Annotated in this window: 26 protein-coding genes; 11 read left to right on the plus strand and 15 right to left on the minus strand. The window is 47.9% G+C overall.

Annotated features, from left to right (window positions below):
* Nucleotides 1-152: 152 nt before the first annotated feature.
* From E1919_RS24475 to E1919_RS24485, 3 genes are all read left to right on the plus strand, one after another.
* On the plus strand, nucleotides 153-764 hold the full coding sequence (locus tag E1919_RS24475; RefSeq protein ID WP_162056046.1) for a hypothetical protein: 612 nt from the start codon (nucleotides 153-155) through the stop codon (nucleotides 762-764).
* A 158-nt stretch (nucleotides 765-922) separates the two neighbouring features.
* Nucleotides 923-1243, plus strand: coding sequence for a hypothetical protein (locus tag E1919_RS24480; RefSeq protein ID WP_162056047.1), 321 nt, complete (start codon nucleotides 923-925; stop codon nucleotides 1241-1243).
* Between the two features lie 8 nt (nucleotides 1244-1251).
* Nucleotides 1252-1698: a hypothetical protein gene (locus E1919_RS24485; RefSeq protein WP_162056048.1), complete on the plus strand. Its 447-nt coding sequence runs from the start codon at nucleotides 1252-1254 to the stop codon at nucleotides 1696-1698.
* Nucleotides 1699-1859: 161 nt separating this feature from the next.
* On the opposite strand, the gene E1919_RS24490 is transcribed toward E1919_RS24485, so the two are convergent.
* The 4 genes from E1919_RS24490 to E1919_RS24505 all read right to left on the minus strand — a co-directional run bounded on the left by E1919_RS24490 (nucleotide 1860) and on the right by E1919_RS24505 (nucleotide 6106).
* Nucleotides 1860-2939: a site-2 protease family protein gene (locus E1919_RS24490; protein WP_162056049.1), complete on the minus strand. Its 1080-nt coding sequence runs from the start codon at nucleotides 2937-2939 to the stop codon at nucleotides 1860-1862.
* Between the two features lie 35 nt (nucleotides 2940-2974).
* On the minus strand, nucleotides 2975-3937 hold the full coding sequence (locus tag E1919_RS24495; protein ID WP_162056050.1) for a TIGR03885 family FMN-dependent LLM class oxidoreductase: 963 nt from the start codon (nucleotides 3935-3937) through the stop codon (nucleotides 2975-2977).
* Between the two features lie 111 nt (nucleotides 3938-4048).
* The gene (locus tag E1919_RS24500; RefSeq protein ID WP_162056051.1) at nucleotides 4049-5707 is read right to left on the minus strand and encodes an alpha-amylase family protein; all 1659 of its coding nucleotides are present in this window, start codon (nucleotides 5705-5707) and stop codon (nucleotides 4049-4051) included.
* A gap of 12 nt (nucleotides 5708-5719) precedes the next feature.
* Complete coding sequence (locus tag E1919_RS24505; protein WP_162056052.1) at nucleotides 5720-6106, minus strand: sensory rhodopsin transducer; 387 nt, start codon at nucleotides 6104-6106, stop codon at nucleotides 5720-5722.
* Between the two features lie 272 nt (nucleotides 6107-6378).
* On the opposite strand from E1919_RS24505, the gene arfB reads away from it, so the two are divergent.
* A complete protein-coding gene (arfB, locus tag E1919_RS24510; protein WP_162056053.1) occupies nucleotides 6379-6792 on the plus strand; it encodes an alternative ribosome rescue aminoacyl-tRNA hydrolase ArfB in 414 nt (137 codons plus the stop codon).
* Here the strand turns inward: arfB and E1919_RS24515 are convergent.
* Nucleotides 6789-7220, minus strand: coding sequence for a hypothetical protein (locus tag E1919_RS24515; RefSeq protein ID WP_162056054.1), 432 nt, complete (start codon nucleotides 7218-7220; stop codon nucleotides 6789-6791). The genes arfB and E1919_RS24515 overlap by 4 nt on opposite strands.
* Before the next feature lie 18 nt (nucleotides 7221-7238).
* A complete protein-coding gene (locus E1919_RS24520; protein ID WP_162056055.1) occupies nucleotides 7239-7409 on the minus strand; it encodes a hypothetical protein in 171 nt (56 codons plus the stop codon).
* A gap of 348 nt (nucleotides 7410-7757) precedes the next feature.
* On the opposite strand from E1919_RS24520, the gene E1919_RS24525 reads away from it, so the two are divergent.
* On the plus strand, nucleotides 7758-8309 hold the full coding sequence (locus E1919_RS24525) for a hypothetical protein (RefSeq protein ID WP_162056056.1): 552 nt from the start codon (nucleotides 7758-7760) through the stop codon (nucleotides 8307-8309).
* A 767-nt stretch (nucleotides 8310-9076) separates the two neighbouring features.
* Here E1919_RS24525 and E1919_RS24530 read toward each other — a convergent pair.
* The 3 genes from E1919_RS24530 to E1919_RS24540 all read right to left on the minus strand — a co-directional run bounded on the left by E1919_RS24530 (nucleotide 9077) and on the right by E1919_RS24540 (nucleotide 9709).
* The gene (locus E1919_RS24530) at nucleotides 9077-9238 is read right to left on the minus strand and encodes a hypothetical protein (protein ID WP_162056057.1); all 162 of its coding nucleotides are present in this window, start codon (nucleotides 9236-9238) and stop codon (nucleotides 9077-9079) included.
* A 61-nt stretch (nucleotides 9239-9299) separates the two neighbouring features.
* Nucleotides 9300-9464, minus strand: coding sequence for a hypothetical protein (locus tag E1919_RS24535; protein WP_162056058.1), 165 nt, complete (start codon nucleotides 9462-9464; stop codon nucleotides 9300-9302).
* Nucleotides 9465-9526: 62 nt separating this feature from the next.
* Nucleotides 9527-9709, minus strand: a complete 183-nt coding sequence (locus E1919_RS24540; RefSeq protein ID WP_162056059.1) for a hypothetical protein — start codon at nucleotides 9707-9709, stop codon at nucleotides 9527-9529.
* A 345-nt stretch (nucleotides 9710-10054) separates the two neighbouring features.
* On the opposite strand from E1919_RS24540, the gene E1919_RS24545 reads away from it, so the two are divergent.
* On the plus strand, nucleotides 10055-10927 hold the full coding sequence (locus E1919_RS24545) for a sterol desaturase family protein (RefSeq protein WP_162056060.1): 873 nt from the start codon (nucleotides 10055-10057) through the stop codon (nucleotides 10925-10927).
* 106 nt (nucleotides 10928-11033) lie between these two features.
* Nucleotides 11034-11879 (plus strand): cyanophycinase, encoded by an 846-nt coding sequence (locus E1919_RS24550; RefSeq protein WP_162056061.1) that lies wholly within the window; start codon nucleotides 11034-11036, stop codon nucleotides 11877-11879.
* Between the two features lie 28 nt (nucleotides 11880-11907).
* Here E1919_RS24550 and E1919_RS24555 read toward each other — a convergent pair whose 3' ends face one another.
* On the minus strand, nucleotides 11908-12810 hold the full coding sequence (locus tag E1919_RS24555) for an NAD(P)/FAD-dependent oxidoreductase (protein ID WP_162056062.1): 903 nt from the start codon (nucleotides 12808-12810) through the stop codon (nucleotides 11908-11910).
* Nucleotides 12811-13170: 360 nt separating this feature from the next.
* Here E1919_RS24555 and E1919_RS24560 point away from each other — a divergent pair, with 360 nt between their 5' ends.
* Nucleotides 13171-14403, plus strand: a complete 1233-nt coding sequence (locus E1919_RS24560; protein WP_162056063.1) for an OmpP1/FadL family transporter — start codon at nucleotides 13171-13173, stop codon at nucleotides 14401-14403.
* Between the two features lie 14 nt (nucleotides 14404-14417).
* Nucleotides 14418-15746 carry an SGNH/GDSL hydrolase family protein gene (locus E1919_RS24565; RefSeq protein WP_162056064.1) on the plus strand — a complete coding sequence of 443 codons (1329 nt, stop codon included), beginning with the start codon at nucleotides 14418-14420 and terminating at the stop codon, nucleotides 15744-15746.
* A 187-nt stretch (nucleotides 15747-15933) separates the two neighbouring features.
* On the opposite strand, the gene polA is transcribed toward E1919_RS24565, so the two are convergent.
* Complete coding sequence (gene polA / locus E1919_RS24570) at nucleotides 15934-18780, minus strand: DNA polymerase I (RefSeq protein WP_162056065.1); 2847 nt, start codon at nucleotides 18778-18780, stop codon at nucleotides 15934-15936.
* A 317-nt stretch (nucleotides 18781-19097) separates the two neighbouring features.
* Between polA and E1919_RS24575 the strand changes: the two genes are divergently transcribed.
* Together E1919_RS24575 and E1919_RS24580 are read left to right on the plus strand one after the other, a co-directional pair.
* Nucleotides 19098-19466: a hypothetical protein gene (locus E1919_RS24575; RefSeq protein ID WP_162056066.1), complete on the plus strand. Its 369-nt coding sequence runs from the start codon at nucleotides 19098-19100 to the stop codon at nucleotides 19464-19466.
* Between the two features lie 310 nt (nucleotides 19467-19776).
* Nucleotides 19777-21168, plus strand: a complete 1392-nt coding sequence (locus E1919_RS24580) for a sigma-54-dependent transcriptional regulator (protein ID WP_162056067.1) — start codon at nucleotides 19777-19779, stop codon at nucleotides 21166-21168.
* Between the two features lie 6 nt (nucleotides 21169-21174).
* On the opposite strand, the gene E1919_RS24585 is transcribed toward E1919_RS24580, so the two are convergent.
* The 4 genes from E1919_RS24585 to E1919_RS24600 all read right to left on the minus strand — a co-directional run bounded on the left by E1919_RS24585 (nucleotide 21175) and on the right by E1919_RS24600 (nucleotide 25964).
* Nucleotides 21175-23793, minus strand: a complete 2619-nt coding sequence (locus tag E1919_RS24585; RefSeq protein ID WP_162056068.1) for an ATP-binding protein — start codon at nucleotides 23791-23793, stop codon at nucleotides 21175-21177.
* 300 nt (nucleotides 23794-24093) lie between these two features.
* Complete coding sequence (locus tag E1919_RS24590) at nucleotides 24094-24762, minus strand: TPM domain-containing protein (protein WP_237144842.1); 669 nt, start codon at nucleotides 24760-24762, stop codon at nucleotides 24094-24096.
* A gap of 113 nt (nucleotides 24763-24875) precedes the next feature.
* A complete protein-coding gene (locus E1919_RS24595) occupies nucleotides 24876-25313 on the minus strand; it encodes a TPM domain-containing protein (RefSeq protein ID WP_162056070.1) in 438 nt (145 codons plus the stop codon).
* Between the two features lie 72 nt (nucleotides 25314-25385).
* Nucleotides 25386-25964, minus strand: coding sequence for a LemA family protein (locus E1919_RS24600; RefSeq protein WP_162056071.1), 579 nt, complete (start codon nucleotides 25962-25964; stop codon nucleotides 25386-25388).
* Nucleotides 25965-26089: the final 125 nt, after the last annotated feature.

The raw sequence follows: 26089 nt of genomic DNA on the forward strand, positions 1-26089 counted from the left end.
TGAAAGCCATGTTTGGGACATGTTGGCGAAGCTTTGGCCAACGAATAAAAGGCGCTGCATCTAGTACAGTATATTTCCAAATTGCTATATTTAACTAAAAAACAGACGGAGGTTTTTAGACAAACTGCCGTTAGCATACATAGAAATTCATAATGAAAAAAGGAAGTTTGCTGATACCATTCATTGTTTTGAGCATTGGATGTGCTAATGATCCCAATGATACCCAAGCAAATGAAAGTCCTTCTGATACAGTAGTTCAGTCAGAAAGCTTAGGTAATGTCTCGAAAGCCCAGACAAGTTTAGAAGAACAAAAATACGTACTTGGGGAATTGATTTACTTGCAACAAAAGGTTGAGAGTGGCGACTACAGTCAAGTCGAGCAGTTCATTAGCCAAGTTGAAGCTTACATATCAGCACAACCGAACCAAATGACTGCAGAACAGCGGTTGAACTTTCCTCAACTCACAAAGAAAGATTTAATAGACTTTCTTAAGTCCATTGATATGGATTCACTAAAGGCAAACGGGAGCTTTGATAAAAAGTATTCCTTTGGCTCTGCACCGAAAGAGTTCAAACCTGATAACGAAGAATGTCCTGATTTACTCATACTCTCTGTAGACAACAATTCGAGTGAAGTTAGCTTATTGTCAAGGAATAGCTTTTTAGTGGATGAAGATATTGGCTGTGCCGAGTCAGCAACCATACACGTTTTCACATTTGAAAACGGAGTACTACAGCTTAAAAAAATGGACTATGTGGGGTAGAACTAAGTGTGCTAACCCAGCAAAGGCTTTAGTCACGGCTACGCCTCGTCCATAGCCTGTCCAAGACCGTTACCATTAGTAATCAAAATAGAATAATGAGGTTTCTTCCAAAAGCAATATGGATTCTAATCCCAGTACTTCTAATGAAGTGCAACGGAGTGGAATCACCATTTTATTGTTTCGGTGCCTCATCTCCTGTTGATTTAATAATCAAAAACAATGACAACAGTGACCAAGTATTAACCCTTTTTCAATATACAGATGAAGAAGGATTTAATAGGATTGGGACTCTTAAAGTAAACGCCATGTCAGCAAAAGCAATTTGCTTAGAAAATGAAGGACCAATTGAGGAAGGGTTATATATCTTTAATGGAGAACAAACACATAAAATTCGCCTAAAAGGAGCTGAGGATTTTGTTCTCAATCTTAATGATTCAGCTCATCTTGTCACTACACCTTCAGAACTTGAGCATTTGTAGGACCCTAAATGGTAAAAAAAATCATGATGTATAAAGGCAAACCGACAGAAGGAATAAAATTTTATGATTTGCTTGTGGAATCTGAGGAATTTACATCTGAGCTAGGTAGAGTCGCTTTGGCTTCTGGGAGATTAGAAGCAGAGTTAATTCTATTTCTAAAGCGGAATAAAATTACAGGAAATTATAAAAAAGCCACTCTCGGCTCTCTTTTAGACATAGCGAAAATAAACAATTTGCTTGATAAAAATACAATTATTGCTCTCAGGGAAATTTCGAAACAGCGAAATTATATCACGCACAATATATATGCCCTTTTTACTGACTTAATTGACGAAACTGTGTTAGAGAAAAATAACCTTTTAGATTCTGATGTTCATCTGTACATAGATAGAGCTTGGCAACTAAAAGAAAATTTAGACGGATTAGCCGATATTATAAAGCAGAAAAATGAATGATCATATAACAAAATTACCAGGTTATTGGGCATAAACTGGTAATTCAGGCATAATAGTCATTGATAAGCTGAACAGAAGCCAGAAACTGATGTGCCATTAAATGCCTAACACCAAGTTTAAAGCAAAGCCAGCAACTATCAGTTGAAAATCAGCAATCAACTTTAATGCGTCAGGGCTGATTTTATCATGATGAACTCATTGATGTTGTCGGTGTTGATGACACCGGCGAGGCGGCCGTTTTCCAGCACAGGGTAAAGGGGCACACGGGTTTTCTGAAGTTCTGTATAGGCATCCGAGAGTTTGTCCTGCACGTTGAATGTTTTCACATCTGCAGTCATTATCTCCACAACCGGTAGCTGCATTTGCTCTTCCTTTACGGCCTGTATTAACTGGGAGCGGGTGAGGGTGCCTACTACGGCTCCTGCCTCCTCTACCACGAACTCATGCTCAGAGCCCATCAGTAACTTGTTTAAAGCTTCCCGTACCGTTTCGGTTGGAGCCAGGGTCACAAAATTCGTCATCATGCCTTCGCGCACGCTGTGGCCACGCAGGTAATCGAGGTGCTGCACGAGGATGTTTTCTGAGTAAGCCCCGAAAAACACGAAAGCGCCAATCAGAATCAGGAAAGGATTGTACATGAAGCCGATAAAGACAAAAGCGATGGCTAAAAACTGTCCTAAATTGGCTGCAATTTGTGTGGCGCGTACCCGGCCTAACTTAAAAGCCAGCAACGCCCGGAGTACCCGCCCACCATCCATCGGGAAGGCAGGAATGGCATTGAACACCACCAGCACCACATTCACGAAAAGCAGCAGGTAAAAAAAGTTAGCAGGCGTGATGCGCAAAAAGAACTCTTCTGAAAACGAATTGCCCAGGGAGGGCAGCACCAGCCAAAGAATGAACGCAATAACCACGTTTACAGCAGGTCCGGCTACGGCAATCGTCAATTCCTTCTTTGGGTCCTGTGGCATCCGTTCCAGACTGGCCACGCCACCAATAGGCAGCAGCGTAATCATCTTTGTGTTAATGCCGTAGCGCCGCGCCGTCAGCGCATGCCCTAACTCGTGCAGCACCACGCAGAAGAACACGGCAAGAATGAACCCAATAGCCAGCAATGTAGTAGGAAGGTCGCTCCCGCGCTGAGCTTCGGTAAATGCCACCCAGCCCAGCAGCAGCGCAAATGTCCAGTGTACGAGTATTTTTATGCCGGCAATCCGCCCAAGGTTAAGTGACCATTTCATATCTTTCTTTTTTTTACCCGCTGCCTGTACCCTGGCTAACGCGCCAGTTGGGGCAGCACCTTCTCCCCAAATAAATCTATAAAATGCTCCTGCTGTAGGTTTACGTTGTGCAGGATAAGCTGTGTAAAGCCTAGATCAATGTATTGCTGCAACCACTCCTGGTACTGCCCCGGCTCGGTAGAAATGAGCACATGCTCTTTCATAATGTCTTTTTTGACCACCTGTGCTGCTTCCTGCAGCTGTTTGGCCGTACGCAGTTCTGTGAGAACGCTGCTGGTAAATATGTTAGAGCGCCACTGCTCATAAGCCCCCTGCACGGCTTCTTCCTCCGAATCAGCAAACGAGACTTCTACTTTCAGGTTCATCGGCTTTCCTTCTCCGCCACCCCTATGGAAAGCATCTACCATCTTTTTCAACTCTTTAGGCGGACGGGCGGTGGTCAAGAGGGCATCGGCCCAGCCTCCTACCCACTCAGCCGTTTCCGGTGTTATAGCTGCTCCTAAAATGTTTGGAGGCGTGGCAGGGCGTGTGAAAAGTGTGGCATCCTCTACTGTTACAAGCCCGTGATGCGTGACGGTCTCACCGGCCCAGAGAGCCCGGATAATATCGACACACTCTTTCAGACGCGTGTTGCGGTCTCGTTTTACAGGCCACACAGTACCCGTAATATGCTCGTTCAGGTTCTGCCCGGTACCCAGCGCAATATCGAAGCGGTTGGGGAACATTTCGGCCAGCGTGGCTGCTGCCTGAGCGATAATGGCTGGATGGTAGCGTTGGCCGGGGGCATTTACTACGCTGAAGGTAAGGTTTGTCGCCTGCAGCGCTGCGCCCAGCCACGACCATGCAAAGCCGCTTTCGCCCTGCTCATGGCTCCAGGGGTGAAAATGATCAGAAGAATTACAACTCTGGAAACCCGCCTGCTCCGCCCGCTGGGCATATTTTAGCAAAGCGCTGGGCTTGAATTGCTCATGCGATGCCTGGTATCCTATCTTTATCATAAATTTTGCTTTACCGTTCGTTTTCTCTTGTGTGCTGTGGCTTTTCTGGATCGGTTATATACCTGTAGCCATCGCCTATGGTTTTTATCTTTTATCTATACGAGGCACGCGCTACTGCTCTCCACCCTCCTGTACACCTGGCGTCAGCCTGAACCACCGGTAACCATAAGTCCCCAACTCCAGCACGTTTTCATTTGAAACGGGATGGCTGTAAGCCTGGTCACTCAAAAGCTCCAGCGTTTCAGATGCTTTGCTGAAAATATCAGGTATACCAAGCGAAACGGCCTCCTTGCCCAGGTTATGGAAAGCTACGATGGTGGAAACAGAGGGAAGCGTACAACTATGTGCAAAAACTGCTTTGTTGCCTGTATCCAGAACGCGCCATTCTCCTTTCCCGATCTCATGGCTTTGTCTGCGGATTCTGATAATGCGCTCCATCCAGTTGAGCAGCGAGGAGGTATCCCGCTGTTGTTTCATAACCGACACTTGCTTATAGCCATAGGTCCCCTCACTGATAACAGGACGTACGAGGTTTTGAGAGGGAGCGGTGGAAAAGCCTCCGTTTACGGAGGTGGAAGACCACTGCATTGCCGTACGCACACTTATGCGGCCGGGCAACGACAAGTCATCGCCCATGCCTATTTCAGCGCCATACTGTATGAGCGGTGTACCGGGCAGGCTGAACATCAGGCTATAGCAAAGCTCAATGCGCTGCCTGTCATTCTCCAACATAGAAGCCAGCCTGCGGCGGATGCCGTGGCCGAAGATTTGCATGTCTTTTTCAGGGGCGAAGGCATCGAAGGTTTCCTGTATCTCGTCTTTCTCCAGGTCTACCAGCGTTAGCTCATCGTGGTGCCTCAGAAAATTGAGCCAGGTGCAGGTTTCTGGTTTAGAAGGCAACAGGTCAAACCCTTTCTTAAGCGGGGCGGCTTCCTGCAAGGCCATCGCATGAAACACGTGTTGGTTCATCAGGAAGTTGAAGGCTATGTGCATGCGATGGTCATCCTGAAAGAAGTTGCCTATTATCTCGGGAGGTCCTGTGGCCTCGGCAAGCAGAATACCGTTTTCGCTGTGCGTGTTTATGAAAGCGCGCATATCGTCGAGCAGTTCGTAGAAATCTTCTGTGTCTTCCTCACTGTCGGTTTGCACCAGTATGTGTGCAGCGTCTATTCTAAAGCCTGCCACTCCCAGCGCCAGCCAGAAGCCCATGATATTAAAAATCTCTTTATGAACTTCCGGGTTCATAATTTTCAGGTCAGGCTGGTGGCTGTAAAACCGGTGCAGGTAATACTCTTTCGCTACCTCATCATAAGACCAAATGTCGTCCTCTTCACCGCCAAACATAGGCGCTGCATGCGACTCCTCCGGCTTTTCCTTTCGCCAGATATAGTAGTTATAGTATTTAGAGTTTTTATCTCTTCTGGCCTCCTGAAACCAGGGGTGCTCCTCAGAGGTATGGTTCACTACCAGGTCCACGACCACCCGCATGCCGCGCTCTTTCGCTTCCCGGACAAAGGCAGTAAAATCACCTAAAGTACCCAGCCGCTCATCTACGTTATAATAGTCCATCACATCATAGCCATTGTCCCTGCCCGGGCTTGGGTAGAACGGCAAAAGCCATATACATGTAACGCCCAGCGTCGCCAGGTAATCCAACCGGCTGATGAGCCCCTGAAAGTCTCCGGTGCCGTCTCCGTCTGAGTCCTGGAATGTCTCCACATCAAGGGCATACCATACGCCCGATTTGTACCAAAGGTCTTTTTCTCTCATTATATATGTTTCTTAGAATGTATTTACAGGAAAAGCCATGGTGCTGAGCAGTGCGTTCTCTGCCTGACGTGAATCAAGGCGGGTATGCTGCACCACCACCGGTATGTCCGACTCTATTACGCTGGCATAGTCGGTGTCTGTCGGCATTGGCTGCGGGTCTTTGAGGTCGTTAAAGCGGATGTGTTTGGTACGTCTGGAGGGTACTGTTTCTTCGTATGGTCCCACCGGATCACGATCGCTGAAATATACCCAGATTTTGACATGGGCATCTTGATCAGAAGTGTTTAGAATGCAGGCAGTTTCGTGGCTGGTGAATTCTGGTTCGGGCCCGTTGCCATAGGATGGGATGTAGCCCTCTGCAATGGCCCATACCTTGTGGCCAATTAGTTTGTCTTTCATAGTATGTGGTTATACTAGTGCGTGTATAGAACATGACGCAATGTCTACCTCATACTACGGCTATATTCTAAAAGATGATATGGAAACAAAGGCCTACACACTTCGAGCGTCGCAGAGGGCGGAAATCCTGCTTCTTTATTTCTATGGAAAGTTTACCATGAGCTTTATTTAGTGGTGTTTTTTGATGGTATGATGGTGATATTTCTCTGTACACACAACTGTGTTTGTTAAGACGCATCAGAACAAAGATTTTTTCAGTATCCTTATGTAATATGACTGACTTACAAACAAGAGATTTAGAAAGAGAGCTACAGTTTCAGGCATCCAGAAGCGGGGGTGCCGGGGGGCAGAATGTAAATAAAGTAGCCACTAAAATAGAACTGCGGTTCGATGTGCAGCAATCTGAACTATTAACGGAGGAGGAAAAGGCGCTGATACAGGAAAAGCTGGCCAACCGCATTAACAACGAAGGTTATCTGCAGTTGACCTGCCAGACCGAACGCACGCAGCTGCGAAACAAAGAAACCTGCATCAATCGCTTTTATGAACTGCTGCGCCAGGCCCTCACCAAACAGAAGAAGCGCAAAGCCACAAAGCCTTCCCGGGCTAGTGTCAGAAGGCGCCTTGAAGGCAAGAAACGGCAGGCGGAGAAAAAGTCGAACCGCGGCTTTCGGGGCGATTACTAAGGCTCAAAATATTTTGCTGGTATTATCCTGCCCTCTGCCTGATCATTCCAGACCATGGAGTAGACGTACCAGCAGCCTTCTACCTGTATAAACTGTATGCTATTGATGCCTGTAGCAGCAGGCTCCGCTCCGTCCTCCTCCAGGAAAGCCTCGTACGTGCTAAAGCGCTGGGCTATTTTACCGAATATTTCTGTTCTTGAAGCGACCTCCCGCTCCTGAAAGAAAACTAAATTCCCGGTCTTCATTCGTCCTTCCACAACATCTATAAACTGCTGTACCGAGAACTCCTGTGGCAGATTTCCATTACAATTCGCTAGCTTGCCTCCTTCATAAAACAGCGTTTTAAGCCGCTGCAGGTCTGGTCGCGTGCCCTTCTTAAAGCTAACGCTCTGGTACAACGCCTGTGTGATTTCGTCTATGTCTTGCATGGCGGTAATTCAATTCCTTTATATTGCGGCGACATCAAAACCCTGCTCATTTTGCATCACCGGTTCCGGGCTTAAGCTTTGCAGGTCCATTTCATACAGGTCGAAGTACTTCGGGAAGTATGATATCACAAACACCGAATTGTACGTTGAGTTGGTAAGCTGGCGCGACTCACCTCCTGCTACAGGCACCTCAAAAGCATTGTAAACACCTGTTTCGTTGCTGGAATAAAGTATCTTTGCGTTGTCAGGAGAGAAATCACTGGCTCCGTTGTCTGGTTTTCGGTGGTGGTGCTTTTATGGCAGCCAGCGAACAGGGCCAACACTGCAAACGCGGCAGGAGCCCAGGCTAATTTTTTTCCCATGGTTTTGTTCGGCTAAAGTGCATATAACGGTATAGTAAATTACTGAATTTCAGCCATAAAAGAAACAGGAGGTTTTTGCAGACTGACAGCAGTTGCAAATGCCTTACAAAACAATGCTGAAACCGTTTTTTCAGGTAAGGTATTTGCTGCCACTGCTAAAAATCATCCTTGGTTTATGTTTAAAAGATTATTGTTGCTAGTATGCCTGCTCTGCGGGATAAATATTGCAAGTGAGGCACAGAAATACAGAACAGCAGCCGGTGTTCGCATTGAAAGCGACCGCTTTGGCGTAACCCTGCAACAGAAGCTACACGAGCAGGGCACGCTGGAAGCCATTGCAACTGTAGGATCCCGCGATTATAGTGTAACAGGACTATATGAGTGGCACTTCCCGCTACTGGGCAAGCGCTTTAATTATTATCTGGGTGCAGGTGCCCACATCGGCAACCTGAAAGACAGGGGCGTATTTACAGGAGGCGATGTGATTCTTGGTGTAGAATATAAGGTGAATGGCCTGCCTTTCCTGCTCTCCGCTGACGTGAAGCCCGCTTTCCACATCAACCACGACGACTGGATTCAGCTTTCTTCCGGTATTTCGGTGCGCTATGTGCTCATAAAAGAGAAGAAAGAGAAGAAGAGCATCTGGCCTTTTGGCAATAAGAACAACAAGAAGAAGCAGGAAGAGAAGCCAGGCATCTTCGACATCTTTAAAAAGCAGGACAATTAGCCTTGCCTGCGAACGAAAAAGCGCTGGTAATTTAACTTGTAAACAGAACCTGTAGGCAAAAAGAAAAAGCCCGGTGGGGTCCGGGCTTTCATTCAGAAGTCGAGCTTTGTCTGGCAGCAAACACCATACGGTTTCGTGTTGCTGTTTAAGTTGTTTCATTTCTTGCTGCAGTTGGGGTAGCCACAGCTTTCTCGGGTTTAACCAGGTATTACCTGCTACCAAACAATCTCAAGTTGATAATCAATAAAGGGATATTGCTCTTCTTCCTTCTGTTTATTTTTATTTAAACAAGCTTTGCTTGTGCCTGTCTTCTGTTTTTCTGTTCAGTGCAAAGACGCTACGGCTAGCTTTAAAATCACAAACTTACGTCTGTGTCTTGATGCTGAACTTTGTAGGTGCGCTATAGCAGCAATGCCCACATACCCTGTGTTTGCAACACCTGCTTAAAGCAGACAAATAACTACATAAACTTTTCAATCCTTGCTGGCTTTCTCCTCTCTCTCTTCTACCGCCTTAAAGGTTTGCTACTGAATACAATAAGCGCACTTTCCTCCTTAAGCCAGTGTAAAATTAGAGAAGGTGTTCCTGTTTTAAAAGGTATCACAAAGGCATAACGCAACATAGGAATTTCAGGCGCATTTGCGCTATTGATTGTTACAAATAGCACTCAGAAGCTTATAACATATTATTTTATTGCTGAAACATGACCTTTTGTAACATCAGGCTGTTTCTCGTAAAAAAGGAGGAGTTACTTGTGCAACCTCAGGCTATATAGTAGCTGTAGCCTGAGGTTGCGTTGGGGATTCCTGTACAGCAGCATTGGCCAGCAACTGCTGCCTTTGCGCTAAGAGCTCACGCTGGTCAAAGGTGGTTTTGCAGGCAAAGCAGACACCAACGAGCAAAGCGAATAAAAGGACAATGATTTTCATAGTTGTATTTTGACTAATGGCGGTAAACGGTACTCTTTTTTTCTGGTTATAGGTTCATTAACTAACTGCGCTTGGCAGTAATCTCCACAACTGGCAAGAGGTTGCCATGATGCTTGTACTCATTCAGCACTTGTCTTGTGCTTATTTCTTTCATGTCGGAAGCTGATTTTTTTATTGTTGCTCCGAATGCGAGTACAATGGCGAAAAGAAGAATGATAATTTTCATAGTAGTATTTTTTATAGCGTTTTTAAATGTTTCGAATTGTGTGGTTTGTGTGGTGGCAGAGATTAGATCTCAGCAAAAACCTCTACCTCCGGCAGCATGTTAGGATGGTGCTGGAATCTCTTTAGCTCTTTCTGGTTTTGCTTTATCTCATTTCTGATAGAGATTGCTTTTAAGTCGTCTGCTGACTTTTTTACATTGGCACTAAACCCGAATGAGAAAGCGAAAAGAAGGATTACAATTTTCATGGTCTTGGGATTTAAATGTTATCGATTTGTTTATCTTTCTGCTCTAATAGATAGAGACTTAGGTTAAAAGGTTGCTTGCATGCCCTATAATTTTTTTTATTTCTAATTGTCCAAATACATTAAACGTGCCAACACCTTTAATGTATTGATTTTCAGTACTTTACAATCATAAACCCGGTATATTCCATAGCATAAACTGTCCGGTGCCGAACACCTAATTGTTCGCTAGCGGACAACTTTCATTTTTTTCGCCCCGGCTGCTCCGGCTGCACTTCTTTTTTTCCGGCAAACTAGTCGCTCAGAGGCGGGTTTGCTGTAACTTATGAGCAGCTTTAGCTGTAGCTAATGGGAATGAAAATCATGTTCCCGAAGTTTGATAAAATAGGCATGCCTTTGTTAGGGGTAGCCGCTGCAGCGCTTTTTTTGCTTGAGGCAAAGCGAGAGTTGCGCAAGCGTACGCGCCCAAAGCCAGAGCGGCTTTTAGAAAACAGCAGTGTGGCAGCAGCAGCATTGCCTGCCTTGCGGCTGTTGCTGGTACCTGCCATGTATGCCGCGGCACGCCAGGCTAATAAACACAGGTTTGGATTGTTAAGGTGGCTGGGGCTTCCGGAGTGGGTGCGTTATACGGCTGGGTTTCTGCTGCTCGATTACACAAACTACCTCTGGCACGTACTGCTGCATAAATCAGACACCCTCTGGCGCTTCCACAATGTGCACCACATCGACCTGGACCTGGACCTTTCCTCTGCCTGGCGTTTTCATATAGGGGAAAACATTGCCTCTGTGCCGTACCGGAGTGCTGCCATAGCGCTGCTTGGTGTGCCTGCACCACTGGTGCTTTTTTATGAAGTTATTTTTGAAGGATGCACTGCCTTTCATCATTCCAACATGCGGCTGCCTTACAAGGTGGAGCGGCAACTGTGCAAGGTAATGGTTACGCCACGCATGCACGGCATTCACCACTCTATTGTGGCCCAGGAGACAAACAGCAACTTCTCCGTCATCTTCTCGTGGTGGGACCGCCTGCACCAGTCGCTGCGCCTGAATGTGCCGCAGGATGAGATTACCATTGGTGTACCGGCCTACCGCAACCCAAAGGAACAGTCGCCGAAGCACCTCTTTATGATGCCTTTTGAGCGACAGCGGCCGTGGCAGTTGCCGGATGGCACGGTGCCGGAGCGGGAGACGCGGCTCTCGCCTGAACTATTGCTTCCTTAGCATGTTATAAAGCAAGGTGCTGTAACATCAGCTGAACATACTGATTCCCCTCAACCAGGCGGCAATATGTACAGTATAAGGTACCTATCTTAAGTGTAGACGAATTATGGAACTAGTGAAAGGAAGGCTGATTGCATTGGGGGGAGGAGATGACGAAGGTTTGATAAAGCTGATCCGGTCCAATATATGTGAATTAACTTCACATATAGAAGTAATAGCCACAGCTACTCCCCAGGCTTTGGATGCCATAGATTCTGGTAACGCTTATAAAGAGGCTTTTGAGGAACTTGGATGCCACGATGTGCGCTTTATGCACATAGACGAAGACCACCCCGCCGATACAGCCGATAACCTGCAGCGCATCGGCAGTGCAAGCGTTATCTTCTTTACCGGAGGCGACCAGGTGCGGCTCGCTGATTTCCTGAACGGCACCGAGCTGCTCCACATCATGCGCCACCGCTACCGCACCGAAGATATTATTGTAGCAGGCACAAGCGCTGGTGCAGCTATTATGTCTGACCGGATGATTTACAACGGTTATGGGCACTATTCGCTCATCAAGGGTGAGATGAAAACCACCAGGGGCTGCTCTTTTATCCATAACGTATACATCGACTCGCACTTTGCTGAGCGAGGCCGTTTTGGCCGCCTGGCCCATGCCGTAGCCCACGACCCGGAGTATGTGGGCATTGGGTTGAGCGAAGAAACTGGCATCATCATAAAAGAAGGAGACCAGGTGGAGGTGTTTGGCTCGGGCGTGGTGACTATCATAGATGCCAGCCAGATACGTTTTTCCAACACGCGTGACGTAGAGGAGAATGCGCCTATAGCCGTAGAGAACCTGAAAATGCACCTGCTGGTGCACGGCTACCGTTATTGCCTGCGGGAACATCTGTTTCAGCCGGTACCACAAAACGAAAGCGCTACTTCAGGAGCTGTGCCAGAGAAGTAGCGCTTTCTGCTTCCAGGGTATAGCAGCTTTAATTCACTTTCTTCCTGTCTTCCTGCTGTAGCTCCATGTTGATGGCAACACCCGCTTTAGCACCTTCTGCAGCCGCCACTATTACCATTTGCACGTCGCGGGCAGCATCTCCGGCCACATACAGGCCTGGTATGTTAGACTGCTGCAGGCGGCGGGTCACGATTACCCCTGCGCTTGTAAATTCGCAGCCCAACATTTCACCCAGGTTAGACTGCTGCTTTGTACCCTCCGAAAAGAACATCGCCTGCTGCGCACGCTTCTCTCCGTTTTGCAACACAATATGCTGCAGGTTACCGTCCTCTCCCTCCAAACGCTGAATTTTCTCTTTCTCCACCTTCACTTCGTTTGCCTCCAGCAGTTCAAGATCAGCGCGTTGCAGTTCGTCTGTGCCGTCTGTGAAGAGCGTTACATCAGCACTCCAGTTCTTCATGGCGAGCGCCTGCCCAATGCCACTACGGTCTTTGCCATACACCGCAATGGCCTTATCCCGACTTTCCCAGCCATCACAGTAGGGGCAGTGATGTACCGTTGTGCCATAAAAGGCCTCCAGCCCCTCCACCTCCGGCAGAATGTCTTTCAAGCCAGTGGCCAGCAGGAGTTTGCGCGAGTGGTAAACAGTGCCATCTGCATCGTTCACCACAAACTGCCCTTTGCTATAAGTGGCAGATGCTACTTCCAGGTCCTTCAGTTCAACGCCATATTTTACCAGTTCCTCTCTGCCTTTTTGTATAAACTCACCTGGTTTGGCGCCGTCGCTGGTCAGGAAACCGTTCATCCTCCTGGCCCAGCGGTTCCGGGGCTTACCGCCGTCAAACACAATAACTTTTCGCCTGGAGCGCCCCAGCAGCATCGCTGCATTCAGTCCGGCCGGGCCGCCTCCAATAATAATCACATCGTACATAAACTTCTTTTCTGATTCCGAAGATTTCTAAACGTAACACAGCTGAATTAGATAGACGAAATGGCAGGATAAAATTATACTTTACCTGTAGCAGGCAAGCCATCAAAACAGCAAGCAGATTTTAGGAAGGTGCTGAAAACCATGCGAATTAACAAATACAGGGCGATTGCTGCGTATAAGTTTTCTGCAGATTTTTTACTTTTAGGAGCCAGAAATCAGCCTATTGTTGCACTGATTTCTAAGAGTTTCCCTATTTTTCGACTCAAATTGAAAAATATTTGAAAAACGTATTGCCAGTAGCTGCATTAACAATATATTTGTTTAGACGAATCATCACCCTACATAAAACATTTCGCTTACATGAAAAGTAAACTTTTAGCCTTATTAGGCGGCACATTACTCTCGGCCTCAGCCATGGCCGGGGGCTACCAGGTGAATCTGGCCAGCCAGCGGCAAATCGGCATGGGCCACACAGGCACCGGTATTCAAACCGGAACATCCAGCATCTTCTTTAACCCGGGCGCCATGAGCTACCTGCGTGAGAATGGTGTGACGGTTGGTGCCTCCGGCATTATTGCCAAAATAGCTTACCGGGCTCCTGAGCCAGGCGGCGTGGAAGCCATGACAGACAATCCACTGGGTACTCCTTTCCAACTTTATGGTGTATATGGTATAAATGACAAATTAAAGGCAGGCCTGGGTATTTATACGCCATTTGGTTCTTCTGTAAACTGGGGGGATGAGTGGAGTGGCCGGTTTGGCTTAAATGAGCTTTCCTTGCAGGCTATATTCATTCAGCCAACGCTGAGTTACCAGATCACAGATCAGATTGGTGTTGGTGTTGGTTTTGTATATGCAGTTGGCGGTGTAAACCTGCAGCGCAGTATTCCGGTGCAAAACCAGCAGGGAGCGTATGGCAGAGCAGAACTCGATGGCGATGCAAGCGGTGTTGGCTTTAACGCAGGCATTTTCTTCAAGCCTTCGGAAAAATTCTCTGTGGGTCTGAACTACCGCTCCAAAGTGGATATGAAGGTGGAGGGTGGCGATGCTACCTTCACGGTTGCCGAGTCTATAAGCTCTCGTTTCCCGGCTGGCACTCAGTTTGATGCCCAGCTTCCATTACCTTCAACCCTTACTTTAGGCCTAGGTTTTATGCCAACTGAAGCCTTAACGATTGCAGTGGATGTGAGCCGCGTAGGCTGGAGCGCGTACGAGAGCCTTCGCTTCGACTATACTGCAGCGATAAACGGTGCTGATTTCTCTGAAAACGCCCGTAATTACGAGGATGCTTACATTTACCGTATAGGCGCTGAGTACAAACTATCAGACGCAGTGGCACTGCGCGGCGGTGCCTACTACGACAACACTCCTGTTATGGAAGGTTATCTTACCCCGGAAACACCAGACGCAAATGCACTAGGCCTTTCTGCCGGTATTGGCTTTGCTGTCTCTGATAATTTCAGCATCGATGCTTCCTTCCTCTACATCAACAAAGAAGAGAGAACGGACACCGGTGCTTTGGCTGGCGGCATCGCTGGTACATATAAGTCTGTTGCCTACATTCCGGGTATCGGCTTGAATTTCAAATTTTAATTCTCCCAAAGAACATGAAAAGACACTTATATAAATCTGGTATGCTGGCGCTTTTTGCCGGTATACTGCTTACCAGTTGCGACCCTGAGATTGATGCGCCAAATTCATCGGCAGGTGAGCTGGACCTGACAAAGTATGTAGCCGTTGGTAACTCTCTTACTGCAGGTTATCAGGACAGAGGCTTATATCGGGAAGCGCAACTAGCCTCCTATCCAGCTCTGCTCGCCATGCAGTTGGAACAAGCTGGTGGTGGGGAGTTTGTGCAGCCCCTTTTCGGTACAGCTGAGGCCAATGGTACTGGTTACCTGACAATTGATAGATTTGAAAATGGAAGGCCTATCATTGTTACGGTCCCTGGCCAGGCCTTTCGGCAGGGAACTACACTGCCAGGGGGAGCTGCTCTTACCAAATACACTGATCCTGTTCAGAACCTTGGTATACCTGGCATTTCTGTTTTAGCAAGCGCATCTCCTCAGTATGGAGCAATCAATCCTTACTTTGAGCGCCTTCTGGAGCCAGCAGAGGTGGGCACGAAGACTTATGTGCAGGAAGTGATAGAATCTCAGCCTACATTTTTTTCAGTATGGTTGGGTAATAACGACGTGCTTGGCTATGCTACATCCGGTGGCGAACCGACAAGCCCCCTTGACAACCTGACAGACCGAAATACTTTTGGGTTCATATACAATACCCTTGTCGATGGATTAACTGCCGGTGGAGCAGAAGGCGTTTTAATGACTATCGCGGATGTGACAGCAGTTCCGTTTTTTACGACTGTACCTTATAATGCACTTGCGTTAGAGAGACAAGAGCAGGTAGATCAGCTGAATGCTGCTTACGGTTCTGGTGCATTAGGCTTCAGTTTTCAGTTGGGAGCGAATCCTTTAATAGTAAGGGACCCCGCTGCTCCTGCAGGACTACGCCCGATAAAACCAACTGAGCTTGTGCTTTTAACTGCACTAGATTCGATTGCAGGAAGAGGATATGGTTCTGTAAAGCCTTTGCCTGACAAGTTCTTCCTGGATGAGTCAGAACTCCAAAGCATCGAAGAGCATACAGCAGCATATAATGAGATAATCAGAAGTGTTGCCACGGATCATTCTTTAGCTTTGTTTGATGCCAATGCTTTTTTTGACTCTATAAAGGGAGGCTTCATGCTTGACCAGGTAACATATGCACCTGTGTTCGTTTCAGGCAACTTATTTTCTCTAGATGGTATACACCCAACTCCCCGCGGTTATGCTATCCTGACAAATGAAATGATTAGAACTATCAATGCTAAATACAACGCGAACATACCCACTGTGGATGTATCACAATACAGAGCGGTTCTCTTCCCATAAAAATTTTAAAGTTTAGAGTAGATATCGAAAAGGCACCTCAGATTGAGGTGCCTTTTTTGTCTGAATCAGGATTTACAGGATTAAATAAATTTACAGGATGGCTGTACCTTGACGCACCTCAGCCATATTAGCATTTTAATATGTAATTCATACATCCTGTTCATCCTAAGAATCCTGATTCAGACAATTAATGTGCTTCCAGCCAGTTCTCTCCTACGCCCAGGCCAACTTCCATCGGCACACTCAGCGGCAGTGCGTTCGTCATCAGCTCCACAATTTTTGGTGTCACAATGTCTACTTCTTCCTTCGGGGCGTCGAACAGGAGTTCGTCATGCACCTGTAGGATCATACGTGTCTGCAGTTTCTCCTGCTTCAGGTAATCCTGAATATTGATCATCGCGATCTTAATAATGTCAGCAGCTGTTCCCTGGATAGGGGCGTTTATGGCGTTACGCTCGGCAAAGGCACGCACCGTCTGGTTTCGTGAGTTGATGTCGCGGAGGTAGCGGCGGCGGCCCAGCAGAGTCTCCGCATATTCCAGTTCGCGGGCTTTCTCGATGGTGCTGTCCATGTATTCTTTTATCGCCGGGAACTCCTGGAAGTAAGCATCGATAATATCGGCTGCTTCGCGGCGCGGAATAACCAGGCGCTCGGCCAGGCCAAAAGCGGAGATGCCGTAGATAATACCGAAGTTCACCATTTTGGCTTTGCGGCGCATCTCCCCATCCACCTGCTCCAGTGGCACGTGGAACACCTTACTAGCTGTGGAGGAGTGTACATCGATACCATTTTTGAAAGCCTCTTTCATGGTAGGGTCACCGCTAAAGTCAGCCATAATGCGAAGCTCAATCTGCGAATAGTCCGCAGAGATGATCAGGTGTTTGTTGTTGCGGGGCACAAAGGCTTTGCGTATCTCGCGGCCACGCTCTGTCCGGATCGGGATGTTCTGCAGGTTCGGGTTAGTAGAGCTGAGGCGGCCGGTGGCGGTTACGGCTTGGTTAAAAGAAGTGTGTACTCTGCCATCCAGCTCACACACCAGTTGCGGCAGCGCATCCACGTAAGTAGATTTCAGCTTCGACAACTCACGGTGCTCCAGTATCAGGCGCACAATCTCGTGCTCTCCGGCCATCTTGGACAGGATCTCCTCACCAGTGGCATACTGTCCTGTTTTTGTTTTCTTGATTTTTTTGTTTCCGTGCAGCTCCAGCTTATCGAATAGTATCTCGCCCAGCTGCTTCGGAGAGCCAATGTTGAATTGCTCCCCGGCAATTTCAAAAATACGCTTCTCTATACCTGTAATATCAGATTCCAGCTGTATGGATATATCAGCCAAGGCGTCAGAGTCTATGCTGATGCCCTCCTTCTCAATGTCGGCGATGACCTGCACCAGCGGTGTCTCTATATCCCGGAACAGCTTTATCAGGCCCTGCTCCTGCAGCAAAGGTTCAAAATAATACTTTAGCTGCAGCGTCACGTCGGCATCTTCGCAGGCATAGTCCTTTATCTCCTCCGGCTCCAGGTCGGCCATTGTTTTCTGGTTTTTTCCTTTCGGTCCGATCAGGTCTGTGATAGGCACCGGCGTATAGTGAAGGTAAGTCTCTGCCAGCACATCCATGTTGTGGCGCATCTCGGGCTCCAGCAGGTAGTGCGCCAGCATGGTGTCAAAAATCGGCCCCTGCACCTCCACGTCATAGTTCTTCATCACCAGGATATCATATTTGATGTTCTGGCCAATCATGCTAATATTCGGGTTCTCCAGCACTGGCTTAAACTCCGCCACAATGCGCTTCGCCTCCTCCTGGTCGTTGGCTGGCACTGGCACATAGTAGGCTTCGCCGGGGCGGTAGCAGAACGACATGCCCACGAGCCGGGCTGTAATGGCGTCCACGCTTGTTGTCTCTGTGTCAAAAGAGATTTCATCCTGCTTCAGCAGGTACTTTACCAAGCTTTGGCGCAGCGCTGGTGTATTGATGAGATGATAATCGTGCAGTGTTGTGTTAATGCTTTGCAGGGTAGCCGGTGCCTGCTCTTCCTCTGCCACTGCCGTATCTTCTGATGCGGCTGCAGCACCAAACAGGGAGGTCTGGCTCTGGTCAGAGCCTTTGCCTTTGCGCCCTGGCTTAGCTGCAGGTGCTGTTACAGCCGACGCCAGACTCTGCCCTAATACGCGCTGTGCCAGTTGGCGAAACTCCAATTCTGCGAATAATTCCGTTATCTGCTCCTCATTCGGGCCGTCGTACAGCAGCGCCTCCGGGTCAAAGTCCAGCGGCACATTGCAGTGGATGGTGGCCAGTTCTTTCGACATCATGCCCTGCTCCGCAAAATTCACCACGTTCTCTTTCTGCTTCCCCTTCAGCTGGCCGGCGTTGGCAATCAGGTTTTCCACGGAGCCGAAGCGCTTTATCAGCGACTTAGCTGTTTTTTCACCAATGCCCGGTATACCCGGTATGTTATCCACAGCGTCACCCTGCAGGCCCAGTATGTCAATTACCTGCTCCACGCGCTCAATTTCCCACTTCTCCAGCACTTTCTGCACATCTAATACGTCCACCGCATTACCCAGAAAAGCTGGCTTGTACAGGAAGACGTGCTCTGTCACGAGCTGGCAGTAATCCTTGTCCGGCGTCATCATATACACGTCGAAATCATCCTTTTCGGCTCTGCAGGACATGGTGCCGATAATGTCGTCAGCCTCATACCCATCCAGTATTAACACCGGAATATTAAAGGCCTCCACTATCTTTTTGCAGTACGGAATGGCGATGGAGATATCTTCCGGCATCGCCTGCCGGTTGGCTTTGTAATCTGCGAAGCTATCGTGGCGGAAGGTTTTGGCCGCGGAATCAAAGGCGACACCAATATGGGTTGGCTGCTCTTTTTGCAGCACCTCTACCAGTGTATTTGTAAAGCCAAGGGCGGCGCCCGTGTTCATGCCTTTGGAGTTGATACGTGGATTTTTGCTGAAGGCAAAATGCGCACGGTATATCAACGCCATGGCATCTAGAAGAAACAATTTTTTGCGTGGTTCACTCATGGTATAAAGGTAAAGATTTTTCGGCAACCCAAATTAAAAGCATGGCTGCCGCTGCTGCTTTCTACTATAAGTATGGAGAAGCAAAATTGTTGCTGCTTCGCGCATGTGTAGCGGCCTTACCGCACACTTTGTGGTATTGTTGTATAATTTGTAGAATTTTTCTACAGTTTTGTACCTTCTTCACAGACTGCTCAATGTGGGCAAAAAACAATATCTTTCACTAAAACAGCATGTTACAACATCTTCTGTTTTTCTGGCACAGTTCTAACATAAGAGAAAATCAGCATAGCAGCACCCTCATACTAAAATAGAATTAAATGAAAAAAGCAACCGTATTCGCGATTGCATTTGCAGCAATCCGAGTATTTTCTTTAGAAGCCAAGGCACAGTCTACTGAAGCCCCTTCTACACAGCAGCCACAGGCGACAGAGCAGACGCAGGCGATAGAGCAGCCGGTAACAGGCAAGCAAGTTATTACAACAGAGCAGCTACCTGACGGCGTGAAGCTAGCACTGAAAAGCGATGTTCTGAAAGAGTGGCAGGTGAGAGAGATATATAAGGTAACGCCAGTGGCACAGGATGCAGCGGCCAAGCCCACCTATGAAGTTTTATTTACGAACGCTGAGCAGAAGCGCGCCTTTGCCCGCTTCGACGCAGAAGGCAAAACAGTAGCCAGCCAAGAATAACAAACAGCACAAACTATACTTAACCAAAGAAGCTGTATATCTTTAAGGTAAATGTGAAAGTTATAAGTTCAGCTTTGCCTAAGTGAAAGCCTCTGCTAGTGCAGAGGCTTTCCTTTTTTTACAAAATGCAATAACATTTCACAAACTATGATTATTGGTTTAAAACGCAGCAGACACAGTAGCGAATATTTGTTGTAACATCAGACAACAATAAGTAAAAGCATGGATAGAACAATCTACGTACCTTTGTCGTTACTTAAGTGCCAAATTGCAGCACAAGATTAATAACTGCATATTGTTGTAACTATTTATGCCAAAAATATTAATAATTGATGATGACCCGGCTTTTTGCCTTATGCTAAAGGCTTTCCTGAAGAGGCAGCAGTATGAAATAGAAACTGCTTTCACGGCCAACGATGGACTTCGCTTGCTTCGGTTAGCATCATTCAACTTAGTGCTAACAGACTTCAGACTACCTGATAAAGATGGACTGGAGCTGCTGCCTCAGATAAAGATACTTGCCGAAAACGTTCCTGTTATCCTGATGACCCATTATGCTGACATCCGTACGGCTGTCAGAGCCATCAAGATGGGGGCCTTTGAATATATCACTAAGCCAATCAACCCAGACGAAACTCTGCTGGTGATACAGAATGCTTTGCATAAGAAGGCGGAGCCTAAAGATGCAACAGCGCCTGCTACAGTGGCAGGCAGCACCCATTTTGTAAAGGGCAAAAGCCCTGAAGCAGCCCAGATCGAGGAGTTTATCACCCTGGTTGCTCCTACTTACCTTTCTGTGATTATAGAAGGCGAGAGCGGTACGGGCAAAGAATACGTGGCCCGCATGATTCATGAGCGTAGCAAGCGGCAGCATATGCCTTTTGTAGCCATAGATTGTGGGGCACTTTCTAAAGAGTTAGCAGGGAGTGAGCTATTCGGCTATTTGAAGGGAGCCTTTACAGGAGCCATGAAAGACACGCAGGGCCAGTTTGAAGCAGCCGAAGGCGGCACCATTTTTCTTGATGAGATCGGAAACCTGCCTTACGAAATACAGGTAAAATTGCTGCGCGCCCTTCAGGAACGGAAAGTACGCAAAATCGGCAGCACGACAGACCTGGATGTGGATGTGCGGGTGCTGGCGGCTACAAACGAGGACCTGCAGCAATCCGTGGCAAACGGGCAGTTCAGAGAAGACCTGTACCATCGCCTAAACGAGTTTAAGATTAATGTACCTCCCCTGCGCGACCGGGACGGCGACGTGCTCCTGTTTGCGAACTACTTTATACAGCAGGCTAACCAGGAAATGGAGAGAAGCGTGGCAGGCCTTGATACAGCAACAGCAGAAGCTTTTGAAGCATACAACTGGCCCGGCAACCTGCGCGAATTGAAGAATGTGGTGAAACGAGGCGTGCTGTTGGCGAAGGGAGAGGTGATTAGCTTGCAGGAGCTACCCGCTGAAATTGTAAGCTATTCTCCTGCAGCAGCGCCACTAGCCCAAAGCAATGAGAGCAGCACTCCTACAACTGTCTTTATAAGTGCTGCTGATACAGACTTAAAGATTATAAATGAGCGCAACGAAAAGGAAATGATCCTGCAGATGCTGGATCGGGTTAAGTACAATAAGTCTAAAGCCGCACGCTTACTGAACATCGACCGCAAAACACTTTATAACAAGCTGAAGCTATATAACATAGACGCCTAAGCTGAACTAGGGTACAGGCTGCAGCATAGCAACCTCAAGGCTTTGCACCTCCTGCTGCAGTGTTTCTAGCACCTGAGATGTGTTTTCCTTTACCTTCGCCACAGTTTCCTGCAGGTTATCGCTGTCTTTTCTGCCAGTGTGTAATACCTGCTCCATCTTTAGCAGGTCTGGTGTTACGGTATGTGCTTTTAAGTGTTTGAAAGCCGTCAGCATCTTGTGCGCCACATTGGCCGCCTTTTCCCACTCTTCTTGTGCGGCAGCGTTGTCTAACTCCTCCAGGTTCTGCCGCTGATCTGCCAGTAGCACCTCCAGTACAGCAATCAGGGTTTCATTGTCAGGTCCGGTGAAGAGGCGCATTTCACTCAGATCATACAACTTTCCGACAGGCTGCTGCGACACAATATCCTCCGCAAGCACCGACTCCGGAGCTACAGGCAGCGCTGGCAGAGCTTTTGTCAGCTTCTGATGCAGCTCCTGCTCTGAAAAAGGCTTCAGAAGATGGTCTGTTATAGCAGTGTTTTTAAAGAAGTCATCATCGTTGCTCAGGATATTAGCGGTAAGGGCTAAAATAGGCACTGCCTTATCATGTCTGCGGATGTTACGAGCTACTGTTTTACCGCTCATACCCGGCAGTTGTATATCCGTCAGCACCACATCAAATTTATGCTGTTGCACTTGCTCCATTGCCTCCTGCCCATCGTTTGCCAGGTGCACCTGAAAGCCCCATCGACTAAGTATAAGTTCACACAACTTACGGCTATAGGCGTCATCATCAATCACAAGGGCGCTGAGCCCCTGGAAAGTGGTCGGCTGCGCTGCAACGCTGGCAGGAGCCACCGGTAAAACAGCGTTGCTCACCTGTAGGGGCAGCACAAAAGTAAAGGTTGTGCCTTTGCCACTTGTACTATGCACAGCGAGAGTGCCGCCCAGCATCTCCACCAGCTTTCTGCTGATGGAAAGGCCAAGACCAGTACCACCGTACTTGCGAAGGATGGAACTGTCGGCCTGGTTAAACTCCCCGAACACATGCTGTATCCGCTCCTCCTGTATGCCTATTCCTGTATCAGCCACCGCTATACTTAATACCACACGGGTACGGCGTATACTCTTAAGCCTGACACTCACGAGCACCTGCCCCTGGTGAGTAAACTTGATGGCATTATCCACCAGGTTAAACAAGACCTGCTTCAGGTGCAGTGCATCTCCCTGAAGCGTATCAGGTATGGTTTCATCGGTACGGAAAAGAAAATGCACTCTTTTGGTAGAGGCTTTCAGAGCGAATGCCTGCTCTACCTCTTTTAGCAGCTGCTTCAGGCTAAAGGCTGTCCGGTTGATGTGCAGTTTTCCTGCTTCGATTTTTGACAGGTCAAGTACATCGTTGACAATGTGCAGCAGATGCTCACCGGCTCCATTCACAGCCTGCAGGTGCTCCTCCTGCTGCGGCAGCAGTGGCGTGTGGCGCAGTTGCTGCGAAAAGCCTAGGATTACATTAAGCGGCGTACGCATCTCATGGCTCATGTTCGCTACAAAAGCCTCTTTGGCACGGGCAAGTTGCACCGCTTCTTTCTGTGCCTGTATCAGCTTCGTTTTATAATTGTTGCTGCGCGTGATGTCGCGGAGAATGAATATGATAAAAGCAAAACCAGCAAACAGACCAAAAATACCTATCAGCAACAGCACCATAGAGGTTTCTGTAGCTACCGCCCTGGCCTGCAACGAGTTCTGAAGCATCCGCTGCTGCTCGTTATACTCCATCTTATACATCATATTGCGCACCTGGTCCATGATGTACTTGTCTTGTTGCAGCAGCGCCAGTTCTTTCGCCAGCAGCAGTTCTTTTTTCTGATCCGACTCCCGCTGTACGTTGTGCAGAATGCGGCGCACTTTGGCCAGGGGCGCTACCGGTGTGGCCGTGGCGTTGGTGTCAATCTTTATTTCCTGGGTAACATTTAGCTGCGGCACAATTACCTTTGGCGGCGGGGGCGGCGTTGGCTTTGACTCTTCTTTTTCTTTCTTGGAAAATATCTTATTCAGGAAACCGCGCTTCTCCTCTTTAGGCTCCTCTTCCTCTTGCTGCACGGAAAGGGTATCTTCCGGTATGCTGGAGATTCTGTCAGAGATAGTAGTGGTGGTATGTTGCTTAATGGTAGTGGCCAGCGGTTGCTCTTCTACGGTAGAAGCTATCTGGCGCATTGCTTTAACCGAGTAGTCGTGGCTTTGCTGTTCCTTTTTCAGGGTTACGTAACGCTCCAGACTCTCTTGCTTTGCCTTTAGCAGAGAGGCAATAGAATCTACCTGCGCCAGATCCTGCGGGTTATGCTGCATCAGAAAGTGCAGGGAGTTTATCTGGTTCTGGATTGTGTCGAGGTGGCTCAGGTAAGCCTTAAGGTGCTCTTCTTTGGTTGTTAAGGTATAAGCCCTGATAGAACCCTCCGCTGTGGAGATAGTAGCGAGGGTATACTGCATCTCCGCTAACTTGTCGTTTGGCCTGGAGAGCACATCCACGGAATTGAGTAATTTTGTAAAACTGGTATAGGTAAGGTAAATGGCAGCAAGCACAATGCCCAAAGCCAGCCCAAATCCTACTATCACCTTTGTTTTGGTGCTATCCCTGAATAACTTCATACTTATAATCTTCTGCTTCTAAAGAAGCCTCAAGGCTACTAAGTTCCTATAACAGCAAAAAAGAAGAAAAATATTTAAAAACCCTATCAATTGGCCTTTAAATTAAATGTCAATTTGTTTATATTCAGCTATTTGCATATTAAAACAGTGCAGAATAAGAACACCATAACATCCGAACCCTTCCAAAAATACAGCGGCAACAGAAATGACAGAGACTTTAATGCAAAAGAGGTGAAAGCAGTTTTTCTGCTTTCACCTCTTTTAAAAACTTCCTACCTGGCTTTGTTTCTCTGCTTCAGGTTACCAGCTACTGCTGGCTCCACCGCCGCCAAATGATCCACCGCCGAAGCCACCAAAGCCTCCGCCACCTCCTCCGCCGCCAAACATGCCGCCGCCGGAACGGAAGGTGCCGAAGCCGCCGGGTACGATAACAGGGCCTCCAAAGGTACGGGAGTATTTTCTGCCTCCACGGCCTCCGCCTCCTCTCCGGGAAATTATAAATACAACCAGGATTACAATGATAATAATGAACATGATGGATGGACCGCCTTCCTCCTCACCTCCACGGTTAGCCGTAGGGTCTCCCTGAAAAGCACCGCTGGCAAGACCGATGATGAGGCTGGTGGCTTCATCCAATCCTTTATAATAAGCCCCCTGCTGAAAATTAGGCTTCAATGTTCGTTCTGTAATTCGCTTGGCAAGGGCATCGGGCACATACTCTTCCATTCCATAACCCGTCTGTATCGCTACCTTGCGCTCCTCTTTAGCTACTAAAATTACCAGGCCATTGTCGTTTTCGCCGGTGCCTACCCCCCAGCGCTCGCCTAACTCGGCAGCATACTGGTTTGCATCATACCCCCCAATCGATGTAAGGGTCACGACAGTGATTTGCGTGGAGGTTGTGTCGCTGTAGTTCACCAGTTTCTGCTCCAGTGCCTGCTCTTCTTCGGCACTGAGCATATCAGCCATATCATTTACAAGGCGCGGCGGACTAGGTCTTGAAGGGAAATCACTGTCTTGTGCAAAAGCTGTCAGACACAGAAAACAGAGGAAAAGAAATAAAATGTGCTTCATAAGATTTGTTAGTCTCCGAACGAGATATCATCGCTCAGTTCGTTGATGTCGCCCTTGGTGTCGTAAGGGAAGTGCGCTTTCAGTTGCTGGCCTGCCATCAGAATTCCTTTCGCCAGGCCTCCCGCATACTTTTTCTGTTTAAAATTTTTGATGACCTCAGCCGTGATATCTTCCCAGAAATGGTCTGGTACGATAGCATTGATGCCGGCGTCGCCTAATACCGCAAACTGGTGGTCTTCGAGGGCTACATAAAATAGCACTCCGTTTCGCTGCTCTGTAAGGTGCATGTGCAAGTCAGCAAAAACTTCTGTGGCACGATCCAGCACATCGCCTTCGCAGTTGCTCTCCACATGCACCCGTATCTCGCCTGAAGTATTGCTCTCGGCCTCTTTTATGGCAGCCTTTATCTTTTCCTCGTCCGCTGGGGATATCGTGTCTCTTGGCATAAGATTGATTGTTGATAACTGGTTGCTAATTGTTGTGTTCATTCAAACAATCAACAACCAGCAACCAAAAATTTAAAACTGAACAGTAGGGGCTTGCTGAGCGCCGGGGTCTGCCTCGAAATGCCCTTTTCTCTCAAAGCCAAACATGCCTGCCATCAGGTTGCTCGGGAAAGACCTGACAGTGGTGTTGTAATCCTGCACGGCCTCATTAAACTTGCGACGCTCCACCGATATGCGGTTCTCGGTACCCTCCAGCTGTGCCTGCAGTTCCAGGAAGTTCTGGTTAGCCCGCAGTTCCGGGTAGCGTTCCACAGATACCAACAGCCTGCTGAGGGCTCCGCTCAGTTCTCCTTGCGCCTGCTGAAAGCGCTCAATATTCTCCGGCGTCAGGTTATCCGGGCTGATATTTACACTAGTTGCCTTAGCACGGGCTTCTATCACATCTGTCAGGGTACCTCTTTCGAAATCAGCGGCGCCTTTTACTGTATTCACAAGGTTCGGCACAAGGTCTGCGCGGCGCTGGTAAGAGTTCTGCACGTTCGCCCATTGCGCCTCTACCGTCTCATCCTTTTCCACCAGCGTGTTATAGCCACAAGAGGATTGAGAAGCCAGTATTACAAATCCAATCAGGTAAAAAAACAGTTTTTTCATAATAGGTGTTGATAAACTTTTATATACGTTTTGAATAGCCGTAGTTGGCGATATGAGTACGAATTTACGAAAGCTGTGTTAAGCAGGACAGTAAAACATAAATAAAATAGCCTATAGCAGCGCAA

The sequence above is a fragment of the Pontibacter pamirensis genome (assembly GCF_010015475.1).
Classification (GTDB): domain Bacteria; phylum Bacteroidota; class Bacteroidia; order Cytophagales; family Hymenobacteraceae; genus Pontibacter; species Pontibacter pamirensis.

Excerpts from the sequence above, each read along its gene's own strand:
- E1919_RS24475 (WP_162056046.1), top strand. The coding sequence starts at position 153 with ATGAAAAAAGGAAGTTTGCTGATACCATTCATTGTTTTGAGCATTGGA.
- E1919_RS24485 (WP_162056048.1), top strand. The coding sequence starts at position 1,252 with ATGGTAAAAAAAATCATGATGTATAAAGGCAAACCGACAGAAGGAATA.
- E1919_RS24490 (WP_162056049.1), bottom strand. The coding sequence starts at position 2,939 with ATGAAATGGTCACTTAACCTTGGGCGGATTGCCGGCATAAAAATACTC.
- E1919_RS24495 (WP_162056050.1), bottom strand. The coding sequence starts at position 3,937 with ATGATAAAGATAGGATACCAGGCATCGCATGAGCAATTCAAGCCCAGC.
- E1919_RS24500 (WP_162056051.1), bottom strand. The coding sequence starts at position 5,707 with ATGAGAGAAAAAGACCTTTGGTACAAATCGGGCGTATGGTATGCCCTT.
- E1919_RS24505 (WP_162056052.1), bottom strand. The coding sequence starts at position 6,106 with ATGAAAGACAAACTAATTGGCCACAAGGTATGGGCCATTGCAGAGGGC.
- arfB (WP_162056053.1), top strand. The coding sequence starts at position 6,379 with ATGACTGACTTACAAACAAGAGATTTAGAAAGAGAGCTACAGTTTCAG.
- E1919_RS24515 (WP_162056054.1), bottom strand. The coding sequence starts at position 7,220 with ATGCAAGACATAGACGAAATCACACAGGCGTTGTACCAGAGCGTTAGC.
- E1919_RS24525 (WP_162056056.1), top strand. The coding sequence starts at position 7,758 with ATGTTTAAAAGATTATTGTTGCTAGTATGCCTGCTCTGCGGGATAAAT.
- E1919_RS24530 (WP_162056057.1), bottom strand. The coding sequence starts at position 9,238 with ATGAAAATCATTGTCCTTTTATTCGCTTTGCTCGTTGGTGTCTGCTTT.
- E1919_RS24535 (WP_162056058.1), bottom strand. The coding sequence starts at position 9,464 with ATGAAAATTATCATTCTTCTTTTCGCCATTGTACTCGCATTCGGAGCA.
- E1919_RS24540 (WP_162056059.1), bottom strand. The coding sequence starts at position 9,709 with ATGAAAATTGTAATCCTTCTTTTCGCTTTCTCATTCGGGTTTAGTGCC.
- E1919_RS24545 (WP_162056060.1), top strand. The coding sequence starts at position 10,055 with ATGGGAATGAAAATCATGTTCCCGAAGTTTGATAAAATAGGCATGCCT.
- E1919_RS24550 (WP_162056061.1), top strand. The coding sequence starts at position 11,034 with ATGGAACTAGTGAAAGGAAGGCTGATTGCATTGGGGGGAGGAGATGAC.
- E1919_RS24555 (WP_162056062.1), bottom strand. The coding sequence starts at position 12,810 with ATGTACGATGTGATTATTATTGGAGGCGGCCCGGCCGGACTGAATGCA.
- E1919_RS24560 (WP_162056063.1), top strand. The coding sequence starts at position 13,171 with ATGAAAAGTAAACTTTTAGCCTTATTAGGCGGCACATTACTCTCGGCC.
- E1919_RS24565 (WP_162056064.1), top strand. The coding sequence starts at position 14,418 with ATGAAAAGACACTTATATAAATCTGGTATGCTGGCGCTTTTTGCCGGT.
- polA (WP_162056065.1), bottom strand. The coding sequence starts at position 18,780 with ATGAGTGAACCACGCAAAAAATTGTTTCTTCTAGATGCCATGGCGTTG.
- E1919_RS24575 (WP_162056066.1), top strand. The coding sequence starts at position 19,098 with ATGAAAAAAGCAACCGTATTCGCGATTGCATTTGCAGCAATCCGAGTA.
- E1919_RS24580 (WP_162056067.1), top strand. The coding sequence starts at position 19,777 with ATGCCAAAAATATTAATAATTGATGATGACCCGGCTTTTTGCCTTATG.
- E1919_RS24585 (WP_162056068.1), bottom strand. The coding sequence starts at position 23,793 with ATGAAGTTATTCAGGGATAGCACCAAAACAAAGGTGATAGTAGGATTT.
- E1919_RS24590 (WP_237144842.1), bottom strand. The coding sequence starts at position 24,762 with ATGGCTGATATGCTCAGTGCCGAAGAAGAGCAGGCACTGGAGCAGAAA.
- E1919_RS24595 (WP_162056070.1), bottom strand. The coding sequence starts at position 25,313 with ATGCCAAGAGACACGATATCCCCAGCGGACGAGGAAAAGATAAAGGCT.
- E1919_RS24600 (WP_162056071.1), bottom strand. The coding sequence starts at position 25,964 with ATGAAAAAACTGTTTTTTTACCTGATTGGATTTGTAATACTGGCTTCT.